Genomic DNA, 17,824 nt, shown 5'->3' on the forward strand with positions numbered 1-17,824 from the left:
AGAAGAAAAGACTAAACACAATCTCATTTTGAAAGAATACGGAAAAAACATTCAAGGCCTCGTGGACTATGTCTGCGGGATTGAAGACCGGGAAAAGCGTACTGCAAGTGCCTATACGATCATAGATATTATCAAGCAGCTGAATCCAACCCTCAAGCAGGAAAATGATCAAAAGCTTTGGGATGATATTTATATTATGTCTGACTTCAAGTTGGATGTGGATGGGCCTTTCCCCATGCCCGAAAAAGAATTACTCGGCAAAAAACCCCTTCCAATAGGTTATCCTAGAGGGGAAGTACGATTCAAGCATTACGGCAGAAATATCGAAAAGCTGATCGAAAAGGCGATCGAAATCGAAGATGACGAGGAGCAGGAAGCTGCGATCATTTACATCGGACAGCTGATGCGAAGTTTTCACTCCACTTGGAACAGAGATAATTTCGACGATGGCATCATCATTGATGATATCAAAACGCTCTCTCGGGGAAAGCTCCATATTGACTTGGAAAAGGTGAAAGAAAACGCGCTTTTCGAATCCAATACGCGACGTGATTTCAAAGTGCCTACCCATGAGGAGCGAGGTGGAAAATCAAACAAGCGCGGCAACAATCGCCGTCGAAACGGAGGACATAACAAAAAACGTCGAAATTAAATGGCATCTTTTCGGGTAAGGGGTGGAAATCAGCTTAAAGGCGAGATCATTCCACAAGGAGCAAAAAATGAAGCGCTTCAAATTCTTTGCGCAGTACTTTTGACAGGAGAAAAAGTCACCATTCACAAAATCCCCAATATCCGTGACGTAAATAAACTCATTGAGCTTTTGAGCGATATGGGTGTGAAAGTCACCAAACTCGGTCCCGAATCCTACTCTTTTCAGGCAGATGAGGTCAACCTCGAGTACCTAGAAACAGAAGATTTTTTGAAAAAAGCCTCTGCACTTCGAGGCTCAGTGATGATTTTAGGTCCGCTTTTGACTCGTTTTGGTACAGGAAAGCTTTCTAAGCCAGGAGGAGATAAAATCGGACGTCGACGAATGGATACTCACTTCACCGGCTTTCAAAAGCTAGGAGCTGAATTCAGGTATGATGCTGAGAAAGAGATTTTCCATATCGATGGAAAAAATCTAAAAGGCACTTATATGCTTTTGGATGAGGCTTCAGTAACTGGTACGGCAAATATCGTGATGGCAGCGGTCATGGCCGAAGGGAAAACGACTATCTATAATGCTGCATGCGAACCTTATCTGCAGCAGCTTTGCGACATGCTTAATCGCATGGGGGCAAAAATAACAGGTGTAGGGTCCAATCTCCTTCATATCGAAGGAGTGGATAAGCTGGGTGGTACCACTCATACCATGCTTCCGGACATGATTGAGATCGGCTCTTTTATTGGAATGGCAGCAATGACTCAATCTGAGATCACCATCAAAAACTGTCAAATTCCCAAGCTTGGAATCATTCCCGATACTTTCCGGAGAATGGGTATACAAATGGAATTCAGAGGTGATGATATTTTTATCCCAGCGCAAGATCATTACGAAATAGAGACTTTCATTGACGGTTCTATTTTGACTATAGCCGACCAGATTTGGCCGGGCTTTACTCCTGACCTGCTTTCCATCGTACTTGTGACTGCTACTCAGGCAAAGGGTACGGTACTGGTGCATCAGAAAATGTTTGAATCTCGTTTATTTTTCGTGGATAAATTGATCGATATGGGAGCCCAGATTATTCTTTGCGATCCACATCGTGCCACGGTCATAGGATTGGATAGGAAGTATCCCTTGAGAGGCATACGTATGACCTCACCTGATATTCGCGCAGGTGTTGCTTTATTAATCGCCGCCATGTCGGCAAATGGTACATCAATTATTGATAATATTGAGCAAATTGATAGAGGATATCAGTATATTGATGAGCGATTAAACGCACTAGGAGCAGATATAGAGCGATTGTAACAATTTTTCAATGGAGCTAAATCCAGAAGAGGGCCTTGAGGAAGAAATAAGAGTACAGAGAGGACTCCCTTCCAATGTTAGGAAGGAAGATAAGCCTTTATTTAACGAATGGCTCCAATCATCTTTTATTATACAGCCCTGCTGGGTATTGAATGATGCTCTGATTTTGCAGGATACGGTTTTTTCTTGGAAAGAGCTGAAATTCTTTGCTTCCCATACCCATGTTTATGGATTAGGTGTACTTCCCTTGGGAAAAAGAGTGTTGAATTGTGCTTTTAGGAAATGGCGAACAATCGAAAGTGGCATTTGGATCAAGGATGAATGGAGTGCCAATTACTTTCATTGGATGACGGATTGTTTACCGAGAATTTGGCAAGGGTTAGAAAAAGGGGTGACCGGTCAAGTCATCTTACATGAATCCTACCAAAAGCTTCCATTTGTCAGTCAAAGCCTCAAGTTATTAGGAATCAAAGCCATCTTTTATTCTTCATTTGAAAATCTTAAAGTCAAAAAATTGGTTTTGACATCACGTACAGCTGTTTTTCCACACTTTCACCCGGAATACACGCTAGAGACTAGAAACCGACTTTCCAAAATCTCAAGAACCCCGCACCGCAAAATCTACATTAGTAGAAGCTTGGCCCCCAAACGTAGGGTTTTGAATGAAAAGGAAGTGGAGCTGTGTCTAAATAAAAAGGGTTTTGTGATCTATCATGCCGAAAAGCTTTCGGTGAAGAAGCAAATCGAATTGATGGGTGAGACAGCTATTTTTATCTCTTTGCATGGGGCAGCACTTACCAATATGCTTTTTTTGCCGATGGGAAGTAAAGTGGTTGAATTAAGAAATCACGAGGATGACCAAAATCAGTGTTATTTCAATCTCGCCAATGTCCTAGGGCACGAGTACTACTATACGCTAAACGAAGGGACTGAAAAAGACACCATCCTAGCTAATTTCAAAGTTGATGTAGAGTCCTTAGAGAACTTGGTTGATCAATTGATTAAAGAATAAACCGATATCCATCTAAGGTTCGCAGAAATCTTCATTTTTTCCTATCTTCTGCCAGATTTTACTCAAACCCAAAAACCTATGGCAAAGAAAAAACTCCGGAGTCAGGAGTGGTATGGTCGAACCGGAAAAGACGGATTTATCTATCGCTCTTGGATGAAAAACCAAGGATTACCTCATCACCTATTTGAAGGTGAAAAACCTGTAATCGGTATCTGTAACACCTGGTCAGAGTTTACTCCCTGTAATGCACATTTCCGAGAATTAGCGGAGTCAATCAAGCAAGGAATCTGGGAAGCCGGAGGTTTTCCTCTTGAGTTTCCGGTGATGTCTCTTGGAGAGTGCTCCATCAAGCCCACAGCCATGCTTTTCAGAAATCTCGCTTCCATGGATGTGGAGGAAAGCATCCGAGCCAATCCAATGGATGGTGTGATCCTGATGTGCGGCTGTGACAAGACAACTCCCTCCTTGGTCATGGGAGCGGCCTCGGTAGACTTGCCGACCTTGGTCGTATCAGGAGGTCCAATGCTCGTAGGTAGATTTAAGGGTAAAAAAATAGGTACTTCCGATGTATGGAGGTTTGCCGAAGAATATAAATTAGGAAAACTTTCTCAGGAAGAGTTTATAGAAGCCGAGGCTGCGATGTCCCGCTCAAGAGGGCATTGTGCTCCGATGGGTACAGCATCTACGATGGCTGCCATGGTGGAGGCTTTGGGCTTAGCAATGCCAGATAACGCTACCATTCCAGCGGCTGATTCTCGAAGAAAAGTTTTGGCCCATATGGCAGGAATGCGGATTGTTGAGATGGTCAAGGAAGACCTCAAAATGAGTCAGATTTTGACACGTAAGGCCTTTGAAAACTCCATCATGGTCAATGCAGCACTTGGAGGATCAACCAATTTTATCCTTCACCTTACAGCCATAGCACGTCGGATCGGAGTCGATTTGGATCTGACAGATTTTGATCATTTTTCTTCCAAAGTGCCTTTGATTGCTAATGTTCAGCCTTCGGGGGAGCATTGGGTAGAAGACCTTTTTTATGCCGGAGGCCTTCCCGCGGTCATGCGGGAAATCCAATCCAAACTTCATACTGATTGCATCACGGTCAATGGAAAGACGCTAGGTGAAAATATCGAGAAGGCAGAATGCTATGACCGAGAACTAATCGGAACTTTAGAAAAACCCATCAAGCCGGACTCAGGAATTGCGGTTCTGAAAGGAAATCTCTGTCCAAACGGTGCTGTGATCAAGCCCTCGGCTGCGAGTCCCCATCTCCTGACTCATACTGGCAAGGCTGTGGTCTTTGAAGACATAGACGATTATAAGGCTAAGATTGATGATCCAGACTTAGAGGTTGATGAAAACTCTGTTTTAGTGATGAAAAATGTGGGTCCTAAAGGTTACCCAGGAATGCCTGAGGTTGGAAATATGGGACTTCCTGCCAAACTCCTCCAAAAGGGAATCAAAGACATGGTACGAATTTCCGATGGACGAATGAGTGGGACGGGATACGGTACAGTTGTCTTGCACGTGTCCCCGGAGTCTGCCATTGGGGGGCCATTAGCTTTGGTGCAAAATGGAGATATGATTCAGCTCGATGTGCCAAATCGAAGTTTGAATTTGCTGATTTCCGATGAGGAAATGGAGAAGCGTAAAAACGCCTTTCAACCTACTCAATTACCCTATGAACGGGGCTATGTCAACTTGTTTCTTCATCAAGTCAATCAGGCTCATGACGGGGTAGACTTTGATTTCTTACAAGGAAGCTCAGGTTCGGAGGTTAAGCGTGATTCGCATTAAGCGTGACTTCAATAAATTGGATTTTTTACATTTAGAATAATTTATTTCCAATGGGAAAATCAAAGGTAGCCATCATCACAGGGGCAGGACAGGGAATTGGTCTGGAAATAGCTAGGAAGCTTCTGGAACAAGGAGGGAAGGTTGTTTTAAATGATGTAGAAAAAGGTTTGGTTGAGGAATCGGTCGCTACGCTTTCCCGAATGAATAGCGGAAGTATTATTGGTTGCTCAGGAGATGCAGCAAGTCAAGAGACGGTCGAAGAGATGGTCCAACTTGCACTTTCAACATTTGGGAGATTAGATCAAGTTGTCGCAAATGCCGGAATCACACTCTTTGGAAGCTTTTTGGGGTATAGCAGGGAGGATTTTCGAGAAGTAATGCGGGTAAATCAGGAAGGAACCTTTTTTCTCGTTCAAGCTGCTGCGAGAGTTATGAAAGAGCAAGAAGAAGGAGGTTCCATTTTGCTTACCTCTTCAGTCACAGGTCATCAAAGCCATGAAAATTTAGCAGCTTATGCCATGAGCAAAGCCGCTACTGAGATGCTTGCCAAAAATCTAGTCTTAGAATTGGCTCCTTTGGGGATTCGCGTTAATACCATCGCTCCTGGAGCAACTCTCACTGAACGCACTACTTCTGACCCCGAGTATGCCGCCACTTGGTCCAAGTTGACTCCAACAGGCAGACCTGCTTCTACGGTGGATATCGCGGAAGCCGCCGCTTTTTTGCTCTCGGATGCTGCTCGCCACATTACAGGACAGACTTTGATCATTGACGGAGGCTGGACAGCCGTGAGTCCCTCTCCCTACTCCTGATAGCCCATGATAGCCTCCCCGAAAAATGAAGATTTTCAGAAATTTCCACCACCGTGGGACCTCAAAGGGGAGGGGATTATTCTGGTTTTTAAGTTTCCGAAAAAGTGGGTAGAAGAAAATGGTCAAATTCCGGGATACCTTAAAGGTCAATTTGAAGGAGGATTGGGGTATTTGATGCTGGTGAATTATACCGAAAGTCCCGTGGGACCTTATCGGGAATTGCTCTTGATTCCTGGAAAATTCGGAAAGCATAGAAAGCAATCCATTACCAAGATTTTTGTAGACTCCGATCTCAGCACGATGAATGGCCGGGCTAATTGGGGCATCCCGAAAGAGACCATGGACTTTGACTGGGAGGAAAGTGATGGAGAAATACAAGTGCGTGTAAAATCTAGAAATCAGGTTTTTTTTGATTGTTCGATTCGTCCATTTGGATTCTCTTTTCCGGCGAGTACAGCTTTGCTCCCTATCGATTTGTATCAGCAGTGGGAGGGAAAAGAATTTTTCACCAAACCTTCAGGAAAAGGAAGGGGGAAGTTGGCGAAAGTCAATTTTAATAATATCAAGGCAGATTTCTTTCCTTCTGTCAATCAGGTAAAGCCTTTATTGGCCGTACATATCCGTCCCTTTCAGATTCATTTTCCAAAGCCGAGTATCCGTGAGTGATTTTTTCAAAAATAAAAAAGTGCTAATCACAGGTGCTGCTTCGGGGATTGGGAAAGCGCTTTTGATTCAACTTTTGGAAAAAGGAGCAGAAGTATACGCAGTAGATATTTCGGATTTAGGACTAGAGAAGTTAAGGCGGGAGTTTTCTGAAATTAAAACCAAACAAGTTGATTTGGCCGTCAAGGGAGCAAATGATCTGATTATAGAATGGCTGGATCAGAATAACTTTCAAATCGATCTAGTCATAGCCAATGCGGGTAAAGCGGAATATGGTCCGGCCAAAACACAATACTGGAAGGAAATGGATGCACTATTCCAGTTGAATACCTTTAGTCCAATTGAACTGGGAATGAAGCTACAAGAAAAACAGGCTTCTTGTCATCATGTCATCATTGCTTCAGCTATGTCCTATTGGGCAGTGCCCGGATACAGCTTGTATGCAGCTACCAAATCGGCCCTGCTACAGTGGGCGAGAACAGTATGGAGTGAAGGCGGAAAACAATTGACACTTGTATTTCCTATCGCTACAGCGACAGCTTTTTTTGATCATGCCGGTAAAAATATTCCCAAGGCTTTCCCCGTTCAAGATCCGAAAACCGTCGCAAGAAGAATTCTCAGAGGTCTGGAAAAAGGAAAGAAAAGGATTTTTCCCTCTCGTTTGTTTGCTCTAATGCGATTGATGAATAGGGTTATTCCCATCATACTGCCCATTTATCAATGGATAGAATTAGAAAAACTCAGAGGATGGGTAAAAAACAAAGCTAATTCTGAGTAAGTTAGCTTTCTTAAACCATCAATCATATGAAAAACTTTCTTCTCGTTCTTGTAGTCAGCTTGCTTGCTTTTTCCTGTTCCAAGGATCAAAAACAGGAATATCCGGAAACGCTTCCTTTTCAAGTGGCCAAAGCCTACGGTATTGAAAACTTTGATCAGGTGAAAAAAATCTCCTACACTTGGAATGTACAGCGTGATTCGGTCAATGTCTTTTCAAGAAATTGGTCTTGGGATATCCAAAATAATGAAGTGGGTTATTCGGGTCCGGATACTACTTATACCTACAGCTTGGACATGCCTTCAGACTCATTGCCTGATGCGGATAAAGGCTTTATAAATGATAAATATTGGCTCATGATGCCTTTCCAACTGGCCTGGGATACTGGGTATGAATACGAAGTCGCTGAGAACGTGCCTACTCCGCTACATCAAACCAACTCCACCAAACTGACAGTAGTTTACAATTCTGCTGATGGGTATACACCGGGAGATGCTTATGATTTGTATTTGGACGAAAATCACCGAATTCTTGAATGGACGTTTAGAAGGCAAAATGGCGCAGAAGGCAGAACCTGGACTTGGGAGGATGTCCATGATTTTGGACCTATTCAATTAGCCACCATGCATAAAGATGGAGAGGGAAACCGCTTCATTTGGTTTACAGATGTGACGGTGGAATAACTCAAAATCTAAAAGGGCCCGACTTTTTTTAGTGGGGTCCTGTTGGATTTGAAATTTCTGCTGACTTGAGTCTTAAAACAACCCATTTATATCCCCATTTGAAGAAATATCCATTGACTCAGCAGCTGGCTTTGCAGGGAGCCCGGGCATTCGGAGAATTTCGCCAGCCATTGGGATAAGAAAGCCGGCACCTGCGGCAAATTCGAATTCTCTAATTGTGATCTTGAAGTCGCGCGGCCTTCCGATCAGCTTTTCCTGATCGCTGATACTTTTTTGAGTTTTTGCGATGCAAATAGGAAGCTTTTGATACCCAAGACTTTCAATTTTCTTGAGTTGGTTTTGTGCTTTGGGACTAAGGATGATATCGGATGCACCATACACTTTCTGGCTTACTTTTTTGATCTTATCGACCACAGAGTCTTCCAGCTCGTAGGTGGGTTTGAAGGAGCGATTGCAATTTTCAGCTTCTTGGATGACTAGTTTGGCTAAACCCAAACAGCCACTACCCCCTTTCTCCCAGCCTTCGCTGAGAGCTACAGGTACATTCAATTTTTTGCAAAAGTCTATCAATAATTTCTTTTCAGCTTCCGTGTCGCTTTTGAAAACATTGATAGCCACCACCACGGGGATTTCAAATTTTTTGAGGCTTTCCAAATGATGTTCGAGGTTGGGTAGGCCCTTTTCTAAAGCTTCCAAATCCTCTGTTTCCAAATCAGTGAGAGGCTTGCCTCCGTGATATTTCAAAGCACGAATGGTAGCTACCAAGACAGTCGCCTTTGGAGAAATGCCAGCTTCCCGGCATTTGATATTAAAAAACTTTTCTGCACCTAGATCAGAGCCAAAGCCAGCTTCCGTCACAGCATATTCTCCTAAGCTCATACCCATTTTGGTGGCTAGGATGCTATTGGTGCCTTGGGCAATATTGGCAAATGGTCCCCCATGAATCAAGGCGGGATGATGGCCTAAGGTCTGTACGATATTGGGTTTGATAGCTTCTTTCATGAGGGTTGCCATTGCACCTTGCGCATTGAGATCTGAGGCAAATACAGGACTACCGTCTAATCGATCCCCCAGATAGATTTTCGCAAAGCGGTTTTTTAGATCTTCTAGGTTTTGGCTCATGCATAGAATAGCCATTACTTCACTAGCTGCCGTGATCTGAAAACCTGTTTCTCTGGGAACACCACCGCTTTTACCGCCTAGTCCACAGACAATATTTCTAAGGGCTCGGTCATTCATATCCATGGCTCGCTTCCAGAGGATGGATCGAGGATCTATTTGTAGGTTTTTGACTTTGCTTTGAATGGCATTGTCCAAAAGCGCCGCCAGGAGATTATTGGACTTTTCGATGGCATGGAAGTCTCCTGTGAAGTGGAGGTTGATGTCCTCCATAGGTATCACTTGTGACCACCCGCCTCCGGCAGCTCCTCCTTTCAGTCCAAATACAGGCCCCAAACTTGGTTCCCGAATCACTGCAATTGAGTTTTTCCCGAGATCATTGAGTGCGTCGCTAAGGCCTATTGTCACGGTAGTTTTACCTTCACCTGCCGGAGTTGGGGTGATGGCAGTGACCAAAATCAACTTTGACTGCTGAACTTTTTCTTCCTGAATCAACTCCAAGTCCAGCTTTGCCTTGAACTTACCGTATGGCTCAATTTTTTCCTCTGGTAGACCAAGTTTTTGGGTAATAAGTCGGATTGGATGGGGAGGGACTGATTTGGCTATGTCTAGATCGTTCATTTCTTTTTTTTATCAAAACAAGAATAAAATCCTTGGGAATTCCCTGATAATACAAGCTAAAAAACATGAGATAAATCAGTAAAGAACAGGATCGGGAGCAGTAGATTTTTACAGATGATGTTTTATATTAAATAGTAAGTTGAAACATCATTCACGGAGACCAGCGAGGTATTGGGATAGTTATCTCCAAATGGATAATGAGGATATTTAATCTTTATTATTTCATACAAATGTGTATTTTGTTCAATAAAGGTCTTAATATTGACAGGGGTGTTTCTGACATCAAAAAAGTAATTCTAAAGATCAATGACTGTAGATAAGTTTGAATATAAAAATTGGTATCACCATTTAGCCGAAGGTGTAGTTTTCCAAGATAAAAATGGCTTAATATTCGATGCCAACCCTGCAGCAGAAGAGCTCTTAGGATTAAGTCTGGACCAAATGATAGGGATGGAGTCAGTCGATCCTAGGTGGCATACTATTCATCCTGATGGTTCAGATTTTCCTGGGGAAAGGCATCCCGCCATGATATCTCTGAAAACTGGGAAGCCTGTTTACAAGGTTCAAATGGGGATTTTCAATCCTACGGAGAATGATTATACTTGGATTTTAGTCAATTCCTACCCAATTTTTTTGAAGGATGAGCAAGAACCTTCTCAAGTCTTTACCACTTTTGTCGATATAACAGATCAAATCATAGCAAAAAGAAACTTAAGGGAAGAAATTGTCCTTCACGAAACACTAGTTTCGGTTTCCTCCTCATTTATACATCTTTCTGAGGATCAGGTTGGTGAATTTATTCAAAGAAGTCTGGAAAAGCTCGGGAAGTTCTTGGAAGCGGATCGGATGTATATTTTTGATTATGATTGGGAAAATGATCAAACCTCCAAAACATTTGAATGGTGTGCAAATGAGATTGAGCCTTATATAGATACTTTGCAAAATGTGCCTCTAGAAGGTTTGAAAAGTTGGACAGATGCTCATCGGCAGGGAAAGATAATGTCTGTGTCTGATGTTTCTTTGCTGAATGAAGATGACGAATTACGACAAGCCTTAGAGCCTCAGGGAATACAAAGCATATTAGCCATACCTGTAATGGTTGGAAATGAATGTGTAAGTTTTGTGGGAATAGATTGGGTCAAGAGCAAGCACACATATAGCCAAAGGGAGTTCAGGGTTTTAGATATATTCGTCGGGATTTATGGAAGGGTAAAGGAAAGATTCAAAAGGGAGCGAGATATTTTTGAACGCCTTAAAGAGCTCAAGTCAATTTATGGAATATCTGCTCTGTCTCATGAATTTTACAATGGTTCGGTAAAGGAGTTTCTTTCTGAAGCTGTGGACATCATCCCACCAGGCTTTTTTGAACCGGATGAGACCTTTGCTGTCATCAATTTTGATTCGGAAAGGTTTGAAAGTGCCAATTTTAAGGAGACATCCAAGAAGATTCAAGAAGATATAGTCGTCAATGGAAAGGTCCGTGGCGAGGTAGTTGTCTATATTACTGAATCGGTTAGTTTTATTCCGGAGGAATACCCTCTACTCAAAGCTATCAGCACTATTATTTTTCAATTTATAGATGCGTCTGAAAAGCTCAGGGAGATTAAACAAAGTGAGTCCCAGCTTAAACTCTTGCTTGAGTCTCAATCAACTTATATTGTCTGGACAGACCTTGAGGGTAGACCTACCTATTATAACCCTGTTTATGAACAGAGATTCGGAGAAATTTTATTTGACGCAAAAGATGAAGAGGGAACTATCCTCAAATCAATCTGTGAATACCATTGGGGAAGGATCAGAGAGGTAGTAGAGGAATGTATTAAAAATCCAGATCAGGTTTTTAAAGTCGAGTTAGATAAATATACTGTAGACAAAAAAATATGTAATACTTTTTGGGAAATTACTTGTGTAACAGATCAAGCTGGTAACCCTTCAGAAGTCCAATGCATAGGTATAGACTACACCGCTCAAAAGGAAGCAAGTGATCAGTTGATTGAGAGCGAAAAACGATTTCAGGAAATCACTTCACTTAGTGGATCTGTCATTTGGGAAATCGATCTGGAGGGGAAGTTTCTGTATGTAAGTGAGGCCTCTAAAACTGTCTATGGCTATCAAAAAGACGAGTTGATAGGCAAAAAAGCACTAAATGTCTTTTGTGGTACCTCAGATATAGAAGAATGCCTTATTGGCTTTAAAGATAAAGTCAATACAGGCAAACCTGTAGCCTTTGATCTTCAGGGTAAACACAAAGACGGAGAGATTATATGGATTAACCGCACAGTAAAGCCTGTTTTGAATGAGAAGGGAGAGATCCTAAAGTATCAGGGCTCAGATATTGAAATCACAGAAAGTAAAACCGCGGAATTAGAGATCAAGAAATTATCTGAGGCCATCGAGCAGAGCAATACTCCCACCAAAATTATTTCATTTGATGGAGATATTGAATATTATAATGCAGCATATAAAGAGCTTCTTGTAAATATTCTGGAAGTCGATCTCCCAAATGGAGTAGCTATTGGAAATATTCGGGATTATTTTGATTACCCACTAGATAAGTTAAGTGAATATGCAAGTAATCTAGTAGAGAATAAGAGTTCGGGGAAAAGGATTCCTCCTTATCGCCAGGAAATTAAACTTGTCAGTAAAGTTTCCTCAAAGGTAGTATGGTTTAAGCTAACAGTTTCTCCGATTTCCAATTTATCTGGCGAATTCCACAAACTACTATTGTTCTATGAGGATATCTCAGATAGCAAGAAGTATCAGGAAGAGATCCTAAATCTCAATTCAAGTCTGGAAGAAAAAATTGCTGCAAGAACCCAAGAGCTTTCCATAACCAACGAAGTACTCGAAGGGGCTATATTAGATGCAAAAAGGGCAAACGAGGCCCAGCGCCAATTTTTATCCAGAATGAGTCATGAATTACGGACTCCTTTGAATTCCATACTTGGATTTGCACAAATACTCCAACTGTCCAATTTATCAGATAGTCAAAAAAGAAACCTGAATTTTATTCTGGAAAGCGGAAACCATCTTTTGAATCTTATCAATGAAGTATTGGAGATATCGAGGATAGAGGCTGGCCATATCGAAGTTTCTCTTGAGCCCGTCGAGCTTCAAAGCTTGATAAGTGAGGTGGTGGATTCTGTCCGAACTGCAGCCTTTCGGAATTCTATATCCATAAGCACTCCCTCGTTGAGTATTGAAAAACTATTTGTCATTGCTGATTTGCAAAGACTTAAACAGGTCATAATCAATCTAATCAACAACGCAATAAAATATAATAAGCCTAATGGTAGTATCAGTATAGAATATCAACTTACGAATAGAGAAGAGGATCAAGAGTTTATTCAAATTCATTTCAAGGACACTGGGGTAGGAATTTCTGAAGAAGACATTCCTAAATTATTTACTCCTTTCGAAAGAGGAAGAAACTCGACTTCTTCAATCGAAGGAACTGGTTTGGGACTCTCGGTGGTGGATAAATTAGTGCAGCTCATGGGAGGGACTGTTGGTGTATCTAGTAATCTCGGAGAAGGAAGTGATTTCTGGGTAGAAATACCACTTCAAAAGTCCTCCTACAGGGATCTTTTGAAGGAAGATTTCTCGCAAAAGGGAAAACCCAATAATAAACCCTCAAAACCTACTATTCTATTGGTGGAAGATAATCCCACAAACATTGAGATGGTTCAAGAGTTCATTAAACTGATTGACCCCGAAATCCAACTAATTTGGACCATGACTATGGAAGGAACCATTCAGTTGGCAACTGAATATCACCCAAAAATCATCCTTCTCGATCTTAATCTACCAGAGGTCCATGGTTCTGAAATTTTAGAAGAATTAAAGAAAAATTCAACACTTAAAGACATTCCTGTTATCATTGTGAGTGCAGATGCGACGAATCATTCTATGGAAAGAATGGAAAAGCTTGGAGCAGAGGGTTACATTACCAAGCCAATGAGAATGGACTTGCTTAGTAAGATTGTTGACGAATATTTGTAGTGAAATGATTAAAAAACCCTTAAAAGAGTCCATTCTTGAGTCTAGGATATTTATTGTAGACGATCAGATCAAGAACTTGATTCTCTTAGAAAATGTACTTGAATCTGCTGGATTTGGAAACATTTGGTCCACTACAGATGAGCGAGAACTCCTCCCGAAACTTAAAACTGAAAAGCCGGCCATCCTTCTCATTGATTTGATGATGCCGCATATAAGTGGGTATGAGTTGATCAAATCCATTCGGAAAGATTCCGAAAAGGATACTTTGCCCATCTTGGTATTGACAGCTGATATTTCATCTGAAAGTAAGCATCAGGCGTTTGACCTGGGAGCTAATGATTTTTTGACAAAGCCTTTTGATATCAGGGAAGTGATATCTAGGGTTCAAAATCTTATCACGGCATCAGTCGTATTGGATCAACTACAAAATCAAAACATCATTTTAGAGGAAATGGTAGAAGAAAAGACAGCCTATCTAAAGGCTGCTTTGGATCTTACCGAAAAGAGAGAAAGATATTTCCGGGTATTGTTCAATTCAAGCTTCGATGCGATTCTCTATTTTAATCTTCAGGAAGAAGAGCCTTCCAACTTTTTTGAGTGCAATCCAGCAACAGAAGCAATTCTAGGATATACCAAGGAAGAACTAGGAGGATTAAGTATAAAGGATTTGGATTGTGATTATTCTGATGATTATTACTTTAAGATCAAAGAGCAGCTGAGCTCTAAGAGTGAGACTCTTTTTCTAGAGCGAAAGATTAGAATCAATTCTGGAGAATGTAGAATAATGGAAACTTCCTTTGTGAGTATGGAGGTGTTAAATAAAATTCAGACAGTTGTTTTCTTGAGGGATGTAACCGAAAAAGTCGAGCAGATTGAAACAATCCTAAATCAAAACAAAATTTTCAAAGAGATTGCCTGGTCCCAATCACATGAGGTGAGGGCTCCCCTTGCAAGAATGATGGGGGTAATTGATTTAATTGATGATGAGCTTAGTTCTCGAATGGATGAAGAGACGGCTAGTTTTTTAAAGATTATCAAGGATTCCTCGTATGAACTAGATCAAATAATCAGGAAGATATCTGAAAAGTCCAATGTGGCCCAGTCAAAAACTAATGTAACCCTAGGATAGAATGAAAAGTGACTTTCAAATAATAGTGGTCGATGATGATCCTCAATTCATCTTTCTTCATAATTGGTCACTAAAAAAGTTGGGCTTTAATGTGCATCCTGAGCATTTTCAAAACGCTGAAAAGCTTGTGGAGTTTTTTAAGCAAAATGAAGATTCCCAATCAAAATTTTTGATTTTACTTGATATCTATATGCCTATTATGGATGGGTGGGAAGTTTTGGAGTTTTTGGAATCAAAAGGGTCATTTGATACCATAAAAGTAATTTTGGTGACTTCATCGGTAGATAAAGGCGATAAGATCAAAGCTGAGAACTATGCTTCCATTATTGATTTTTTGGAAAAACCGCTAGCTATTGATTATCTGATTGGATTGAAGGATAAGACTCTTTTTAGCTGAACGGCTGTGGCTAAATATGACAATCCTCTGATCACATAAAGCGAATGCTTTTTTGTTCAATCCTAGCTTAGCATCAAAAAAAATCCAAACTGCCTTCGGGGTATAATATTTAGGAAAGTAGTAGCCCCGACAGGAATCGAACCTGTATCTAAAGTTTAGGAAACTTCTATTCTATCCATTGAACTACGGGGCCAAAGGGACTCGCAAGATACGAGAAATGCCAAAAAACCAATAAATATAATCAGTCCAACTTATGGGGATTCAGAGATTTACCCTATCTTTGCACTCCAAATTTAGGATGGACGGGCTCCATCCACTAAACAAACAAATATAAACTATGTCAGTAAAAATCAGATTAGCACGTCGAGGCCGAAGAAAAATGGCTATGTATGACGTGGTTGTCGCTGATGCAAGAGCTCCACGTGATGGACGCTTCATCGAAAAGATCGGAACTTACAATCCGAACACAGACCCTGCATCGATCAACATCAACAATGAGCGCGCTCTACAGTGGTTGTTGAACGGAGCCCAGCCTACCGATACCGTGAAGGCTATGCTGTCCTACAGAGGAGTCATGCTTAAAAAACACCTCCAAATCGGGGTAGTAAAAGGTGCAATCACGCAAGAACAGGCTGATGCCAAATTCGAAGCTTGGTTGAAGGAAAAAGAAACTAAAATCCAAAGCAAGGTTGATTCTATCGGTAAGGCAAAAGACGAAGCCCGTCAGAAGGCTCTTGAAGCTGAAGCTGCAAAGAATCAGGCTCGTTTGGACGCTATCAAGGCAAGAGAAGAAGAAGCTAAAGCTGCTGCTGAAGCCGCTGCCGCTGCAGAAGCTCCTGCTGAAGAGTCCGCAGAAGAATCAGCTCCTGAAGCTTCCGCAGAAGGCGACGAAGCTCCACAAGCTTAATAGTATATTGATTCATGAACAAGGAACAATGCTTCCAATTAGGCTATGTTTCGAAAGTTCATGGACTCCGTGGTGAAATAGTGGTCGTGCTCGATGTGGATTTTCCTGAAGATTACGAAGATCTTGAGCACATCTTTCTAGAACGAAATGGCCGCTTAGTCCCTTATTTTCTGGAGCACTTTGTGCTACAGGCAAGTAATAAGGCACTTGCGAAAATTGAAGAACTGGATCGTATCGAACAGGTGGAGGATTTGGTAGGCTCGGAAGTATATCTTCCACTATCTGAACTACCTGAACTTGATGAAGACCAATACTATTTTCACGAATTGATCGGGTTTGAAGTAGAAGATGAGGTGCATGGCTCGTTGGGCCAAGTGCAAACCATCTACGACTTGGACACCCAAGACCTTATCGGGGTCATCCATCAAGAAAAAGAGGTTCTCATTCCCATCCAGGATGGAATCATCATCAAGGTGGACAAGGCAGCAAAAAAAGTTTTCTGTCGATTGCCCGAAGGATTGCTTGACATTTATCTGGAAGACTGAGATATGCATATTGACATCATCAGCGTGGTACCGGGATTGCTGGAAGGCCCATTTTCACACTCTATTCTGAAAAGAGCAGAAGAAAAAGGCTTGGCAGTTGTCAGGGTACATAACCTGCGAGACTTTGCAACTGGCAAACAGAAGCAGGTAGACGATTATGCTTTTGGTGGAGGTGCAGGAATGGTCATGATGGTCGAACCAATTGCCCGGTGCATCGAACATCTCCAAAGTCAGCGAACATATGATGAAATTATTTATATGACGCCTGATGGGGAGACATTCGATCAGCCTATGGCAAATTCTCTATCGCTGAAGAAAAACCTGATGATCTTATGTGGTCATTATAAAGGAGTAGATCAGCGTGTGAGAGATCGATTCATTACCAAAGAAATCAGTATTGGTGATTTTGTGCTGTCGGGTGGAGAACTAGCAGCAGCTGTAGTGGCTGACGCTATTATTCGTCTGATACCTGGAGTATTAAATGATGAGACGTCTGCATTGACTGACTCTTTTCAGGATGACTTGCTTGCACCACCGGTCTATACTCGTCCTGCTGAGTGGGATGGGATGGAAGTTCCAGAGGTATTGCTCTCAGGGCATGAAGCAAAGATCAATGAATGGAGATTTGAAGCATCGGTTCGCCGAACCCGTGAACGAAGACCCGATCTATGGGCAAAGTCAGGTTTGGGGGATAGCGAAACAAGTAAACGGAAAAAGTAAATAACAAGCCACGTGTTGGCCAAACAGCGAAAGCATAAAATATAGAAGCTATGAGCGAACTAATGAAAATCGTAGAAGCGGAATACAGCGAGGCGAGAGCCAAATTCCCTTCTTTCAAAGCTGGTGATACCATCAACGTACACGTACGAATCAAGGAAGGTAATAAGGAGAGAGTCCAGCAGTTCCAAGGAACTGTCATCCAGCGTAAAAACCCGAATTCCAATGGAGAGACTTTCACAGTAAGAAAAGTATCCAACGGTATCGGTGTAGAGCGTATCTTCCCTATCCTTTCTCCATCTATCGAGCAGATCGATCTATTGAGACAAGGTAGAGTTAGAAGAGCCCGATTGTTCTACTTGAGAGGACGTCAGGGTAAAGCTGCTCGTATCAAGGAAAAGATTCAGGTGAAGCACTAAGCTTTCCAAAAATCATAAAGAGGAACTCAGAAATGGGTTCCTTTTTTTGTTTTAGACTCCTGCGTAGGGTTTGATTATTTCGCGCATTGAGTCCATCTAAGGAAATAAGAGTGGGTAGTAAATGGTAAGGGTCTTTTTGGGCTAAAGCTGGGTAAATGATGAATTAAAAGCGACGGATGAATCTTAAGACTCCTGCCTTTTCAAATCCCCTTTTTCACTACAGAAGCCATCATTTTTCCCTACCTTTGCAGCCGGGATGGGGGAACAAT

Annotated in this window: 16 protein-coding genes and 1 tRNA gene; 15 read left to right on the forward strand and 2 right to left on the reverse strand. The window is 41.8% G+C overall.

Annotation, left to right across the window (positions count from 1 at the left end; genetic code table 11):
* The first annotated feature begins 28 nt into the window (after positions 1-28).
* From G457_RS0118935 to G457_RS0118970, 8 genes are all read left to right on the forward strand, one after another.
* Positions 29-652, forward strand: coding sequence for a DUF4290 domain-containing protein (locus G457_RS0118935; protein ID WP_232724789.1), 624 nt, complete (start codon positions 29-31; stop codon positions 650-652).
* Positions 653-1,957 carry a UDP-N-acetylglucosamine 1-carboxyvinyltransferase gene (gene murA / locus G457_RS0118940; RefSeq protein ID WP_026947856.1) on the forward strand — a complete coding sequence of 435 codons (1,305 nt, stop codon included), beginning with the start codon at positions 653-655 and terminating at the stop codon, positions 1,955-1,957. It begins immediately after the preceding gene.
* Positions 1,958-1,967: 10 nt separating this feature from the next.
* Positions 1,968-2,969 carry a glycosyltransferase family 61 protein gene (locus tag G457_RS0118945; RefSeq protein ID WP_026947857.1) on the forward strand — a complete coding sequence of 334 codons (1,002 nt, stop codon included), beginning with the start codon at positions 1,968-1,970 and terminating at the stop codon, positions 2,967-2,969.
* A 78-nt stretch (positions 2,970-3,047) separates the two neighbouring features.
* Positions 3,048-4,766: an IlvD/Edd family dehydratase gene (locus G457_RS0118950; RefSeq protein ID WP_026947858.1), complete on the forward strand. Its 1,719-nt coding sequence runs from the start codon at positions 3,048-3,050 to the stop codon at positions 4,764-4,766.
* 50 nt (positions 4,767-4,816) lie between these two features.
* Positions 4,817-5,578 carry an SDR family NAD(P)-dependent oxidoreductase gene (locus tag G457_RS0118955; RefSeq protein ID WP_026947859.1) on the forward strand — a complete coding sequence of 254 codons (762 nt, stop codon included), beginning with the start codon at positions 4,817-4,819 and terminating at the stop codon, positions 5,576-5,578.
* A gap of 6 nt (positions 5,579-5,584) precedes the next feature.
* Positions 5,585-6,244 carry an acetoacetate decarboxylase family protein gene (locus G457_RS21965; protein ID WP_051260917.1) on the forward strand — a complete coding sequence of 220 codons (660 nt, stop codon included), beginning with the start codon at positions 5,585-5,587 and terminating at the stop codon, positions 6,242-6,244.
* On the forward strand, positions 6,237-7,019 hold the full coding sequence (locus G457_RS0118965) for an SDR family NAD(P)-dependent oxidoreductase (protein ID WP_026947860.1): 783 nt from the start codon (positions 6,237-6,239) through the stop codon (positions 7,017-7,019). Before G457_RS21965 ends, G457_RS0118965 begins: the two co-directional genes overlap by 8 nt.
* Before the next feature lie 26 nt (positions 7,020-7,045).
* Positions 7,046-7,699, forward strand: coding sequence for a hypothetical protein (locus G457_RS0118970; RefSeq protein ID WP_026947861.1), 654 nt, complete (start codon positions 7,046-7,048; stop codon positions 7,697-7,699).
* Positions 7,700-7,771: 72 nt separating this feature from the next.
* Here the strand turns inward: G457_RS0118970 and G457_RS0118975 are convergent, their stop codons facing one another.
* Entirely contained in the window at positions 7,772-9,439 is a 1,668-nt protein-coding gene (locus G457_RS0118975) for a formate--tetrahydrofolate ligase (protein ID WP_026947862.1), read from the reverse strand.
* Between the two features lie 306 nt (positions 9,440-9,745).
* Here G457_RS0118975 and G457_RS22430 point away from each other — a divergent pair, with 306 nt between their 5' ends.
* From G457_RS22430 to G457_RS0118990, 3 genes are read left to right on the forward strand one after another with little or no spacing between them, the layout of a single operon-like run.
* The gene (locus G457_RS22430) at positions 9,746-13,441 is read left to right on the forward strand and encodes a PAS domain S-box protein (protein WP_026947863.1); all 3,696 of its coding nucleotides are present in this window, start codon (positions 9,746-9,748) and stop codon (positions 13,439-13,441) included.
* A 4-nt stretch (positions 13,442-13,445) separates the two neighbouring features.
* The gene (locus tag G457_RS22435) at positions 13,446-14,570 is read left to right on the forward strand and encodes a response regulator (RefSeq protein WP_051260918.1); all 1,125 of its coding nucleotides are present in this window, start codon (positions 13,446-13,448) and stop codon (positions 14,568-14,570) included.
* A gap of 1 nt (position 14,571) precedes the next feature.
* Entirely contained in the window at positions 14,572-14,967 is a 396-nt protein-coding gene (locus G457_RS0118990; RefSeq protein WP_026947864.1) for a response regulator, read from the forward strand.
* 121 nt (positions 14,968-15,088) lie between these two features.
* Here G457_RS0118990 and G457_RS0118995 read toward each other — a convergent pair.
* A tRNA-Arg gene (locus tag G457_RS0118995) sits at positions 15,089-15,160 on the reverse strand.
* A gap of 144 nt (positions 15,161-15,304) precedes the next feature.
* Between G457_RS0118995 and G457_RS0119000 the strand changes: the two genes are divergently transcribed.
* From G457_RS0119000 to rplS, 4 genes are read left to right on the forward strand one after another with little or no spacing between them, the layout of a single operon-like run.
* Entirely contained in the window at positions 15,305-15,874 is a 570-nt protein-coding gene (locus G457_RS0119000; protein ID WP_026947865.1) for a 30S ribosomal protein S16, read from the forward strand.
* Between the two features lie 14 nt (positions 15,875-15,888).
* Positions 15,889-16,419 (forward strand): ribosome maturation factor RimM, encoded by a 531-nt coding sequence (gene rimM, locus G457_RS0119005; RefSeq protein WP_026947866.1) that lies wholly within the window; start codon positions 15,889-15,891, stop codon positions 16,417-16,419.
* Positions 16,420-16,422: 3 nt separating this feature from the next.
* Positions 16,423-17,139: a tRNA (guanosine(37)-N1)-methyltransferase TrmD gene (gene trmD / locus G457_RS0119010; RefSeq protein WP_026947867.1), complete on the forward strand. Its 717-nt coding sequence runs from the start codon at positions 16,423-16,425 to the stop codon at positions 17,137-17,139.
* Between the two features lie 50 nt (positions 17,140-17,189).
* Positions 17,190-17,555 carry a 50S ribosomal protein L19 gene (gene rplS / locus G457_RS0119015; RefSeq protein WP_026947868.1) on the forward strand — a complete coding sequence of 122 codons (366 nt, stop codon included), beginning with the start codon at positions 17,190-17,192 and terminating at the stop codon, positions 17,553-17,555.
* The last annotated feature ends 269 nt before the right edge of the window (positions 17,556-17,824 follow it).

Source organism: Algoriphagus marincola DSM 16067, assembly GCF_000429405.1.
Classification (GTDB): domain Bacteria; phylum Bacteroidota; class Bacteroidia; order Cytophagales; family Cyclobacteriaceae; genus Algoriphagus; species Algoriphagus marincola.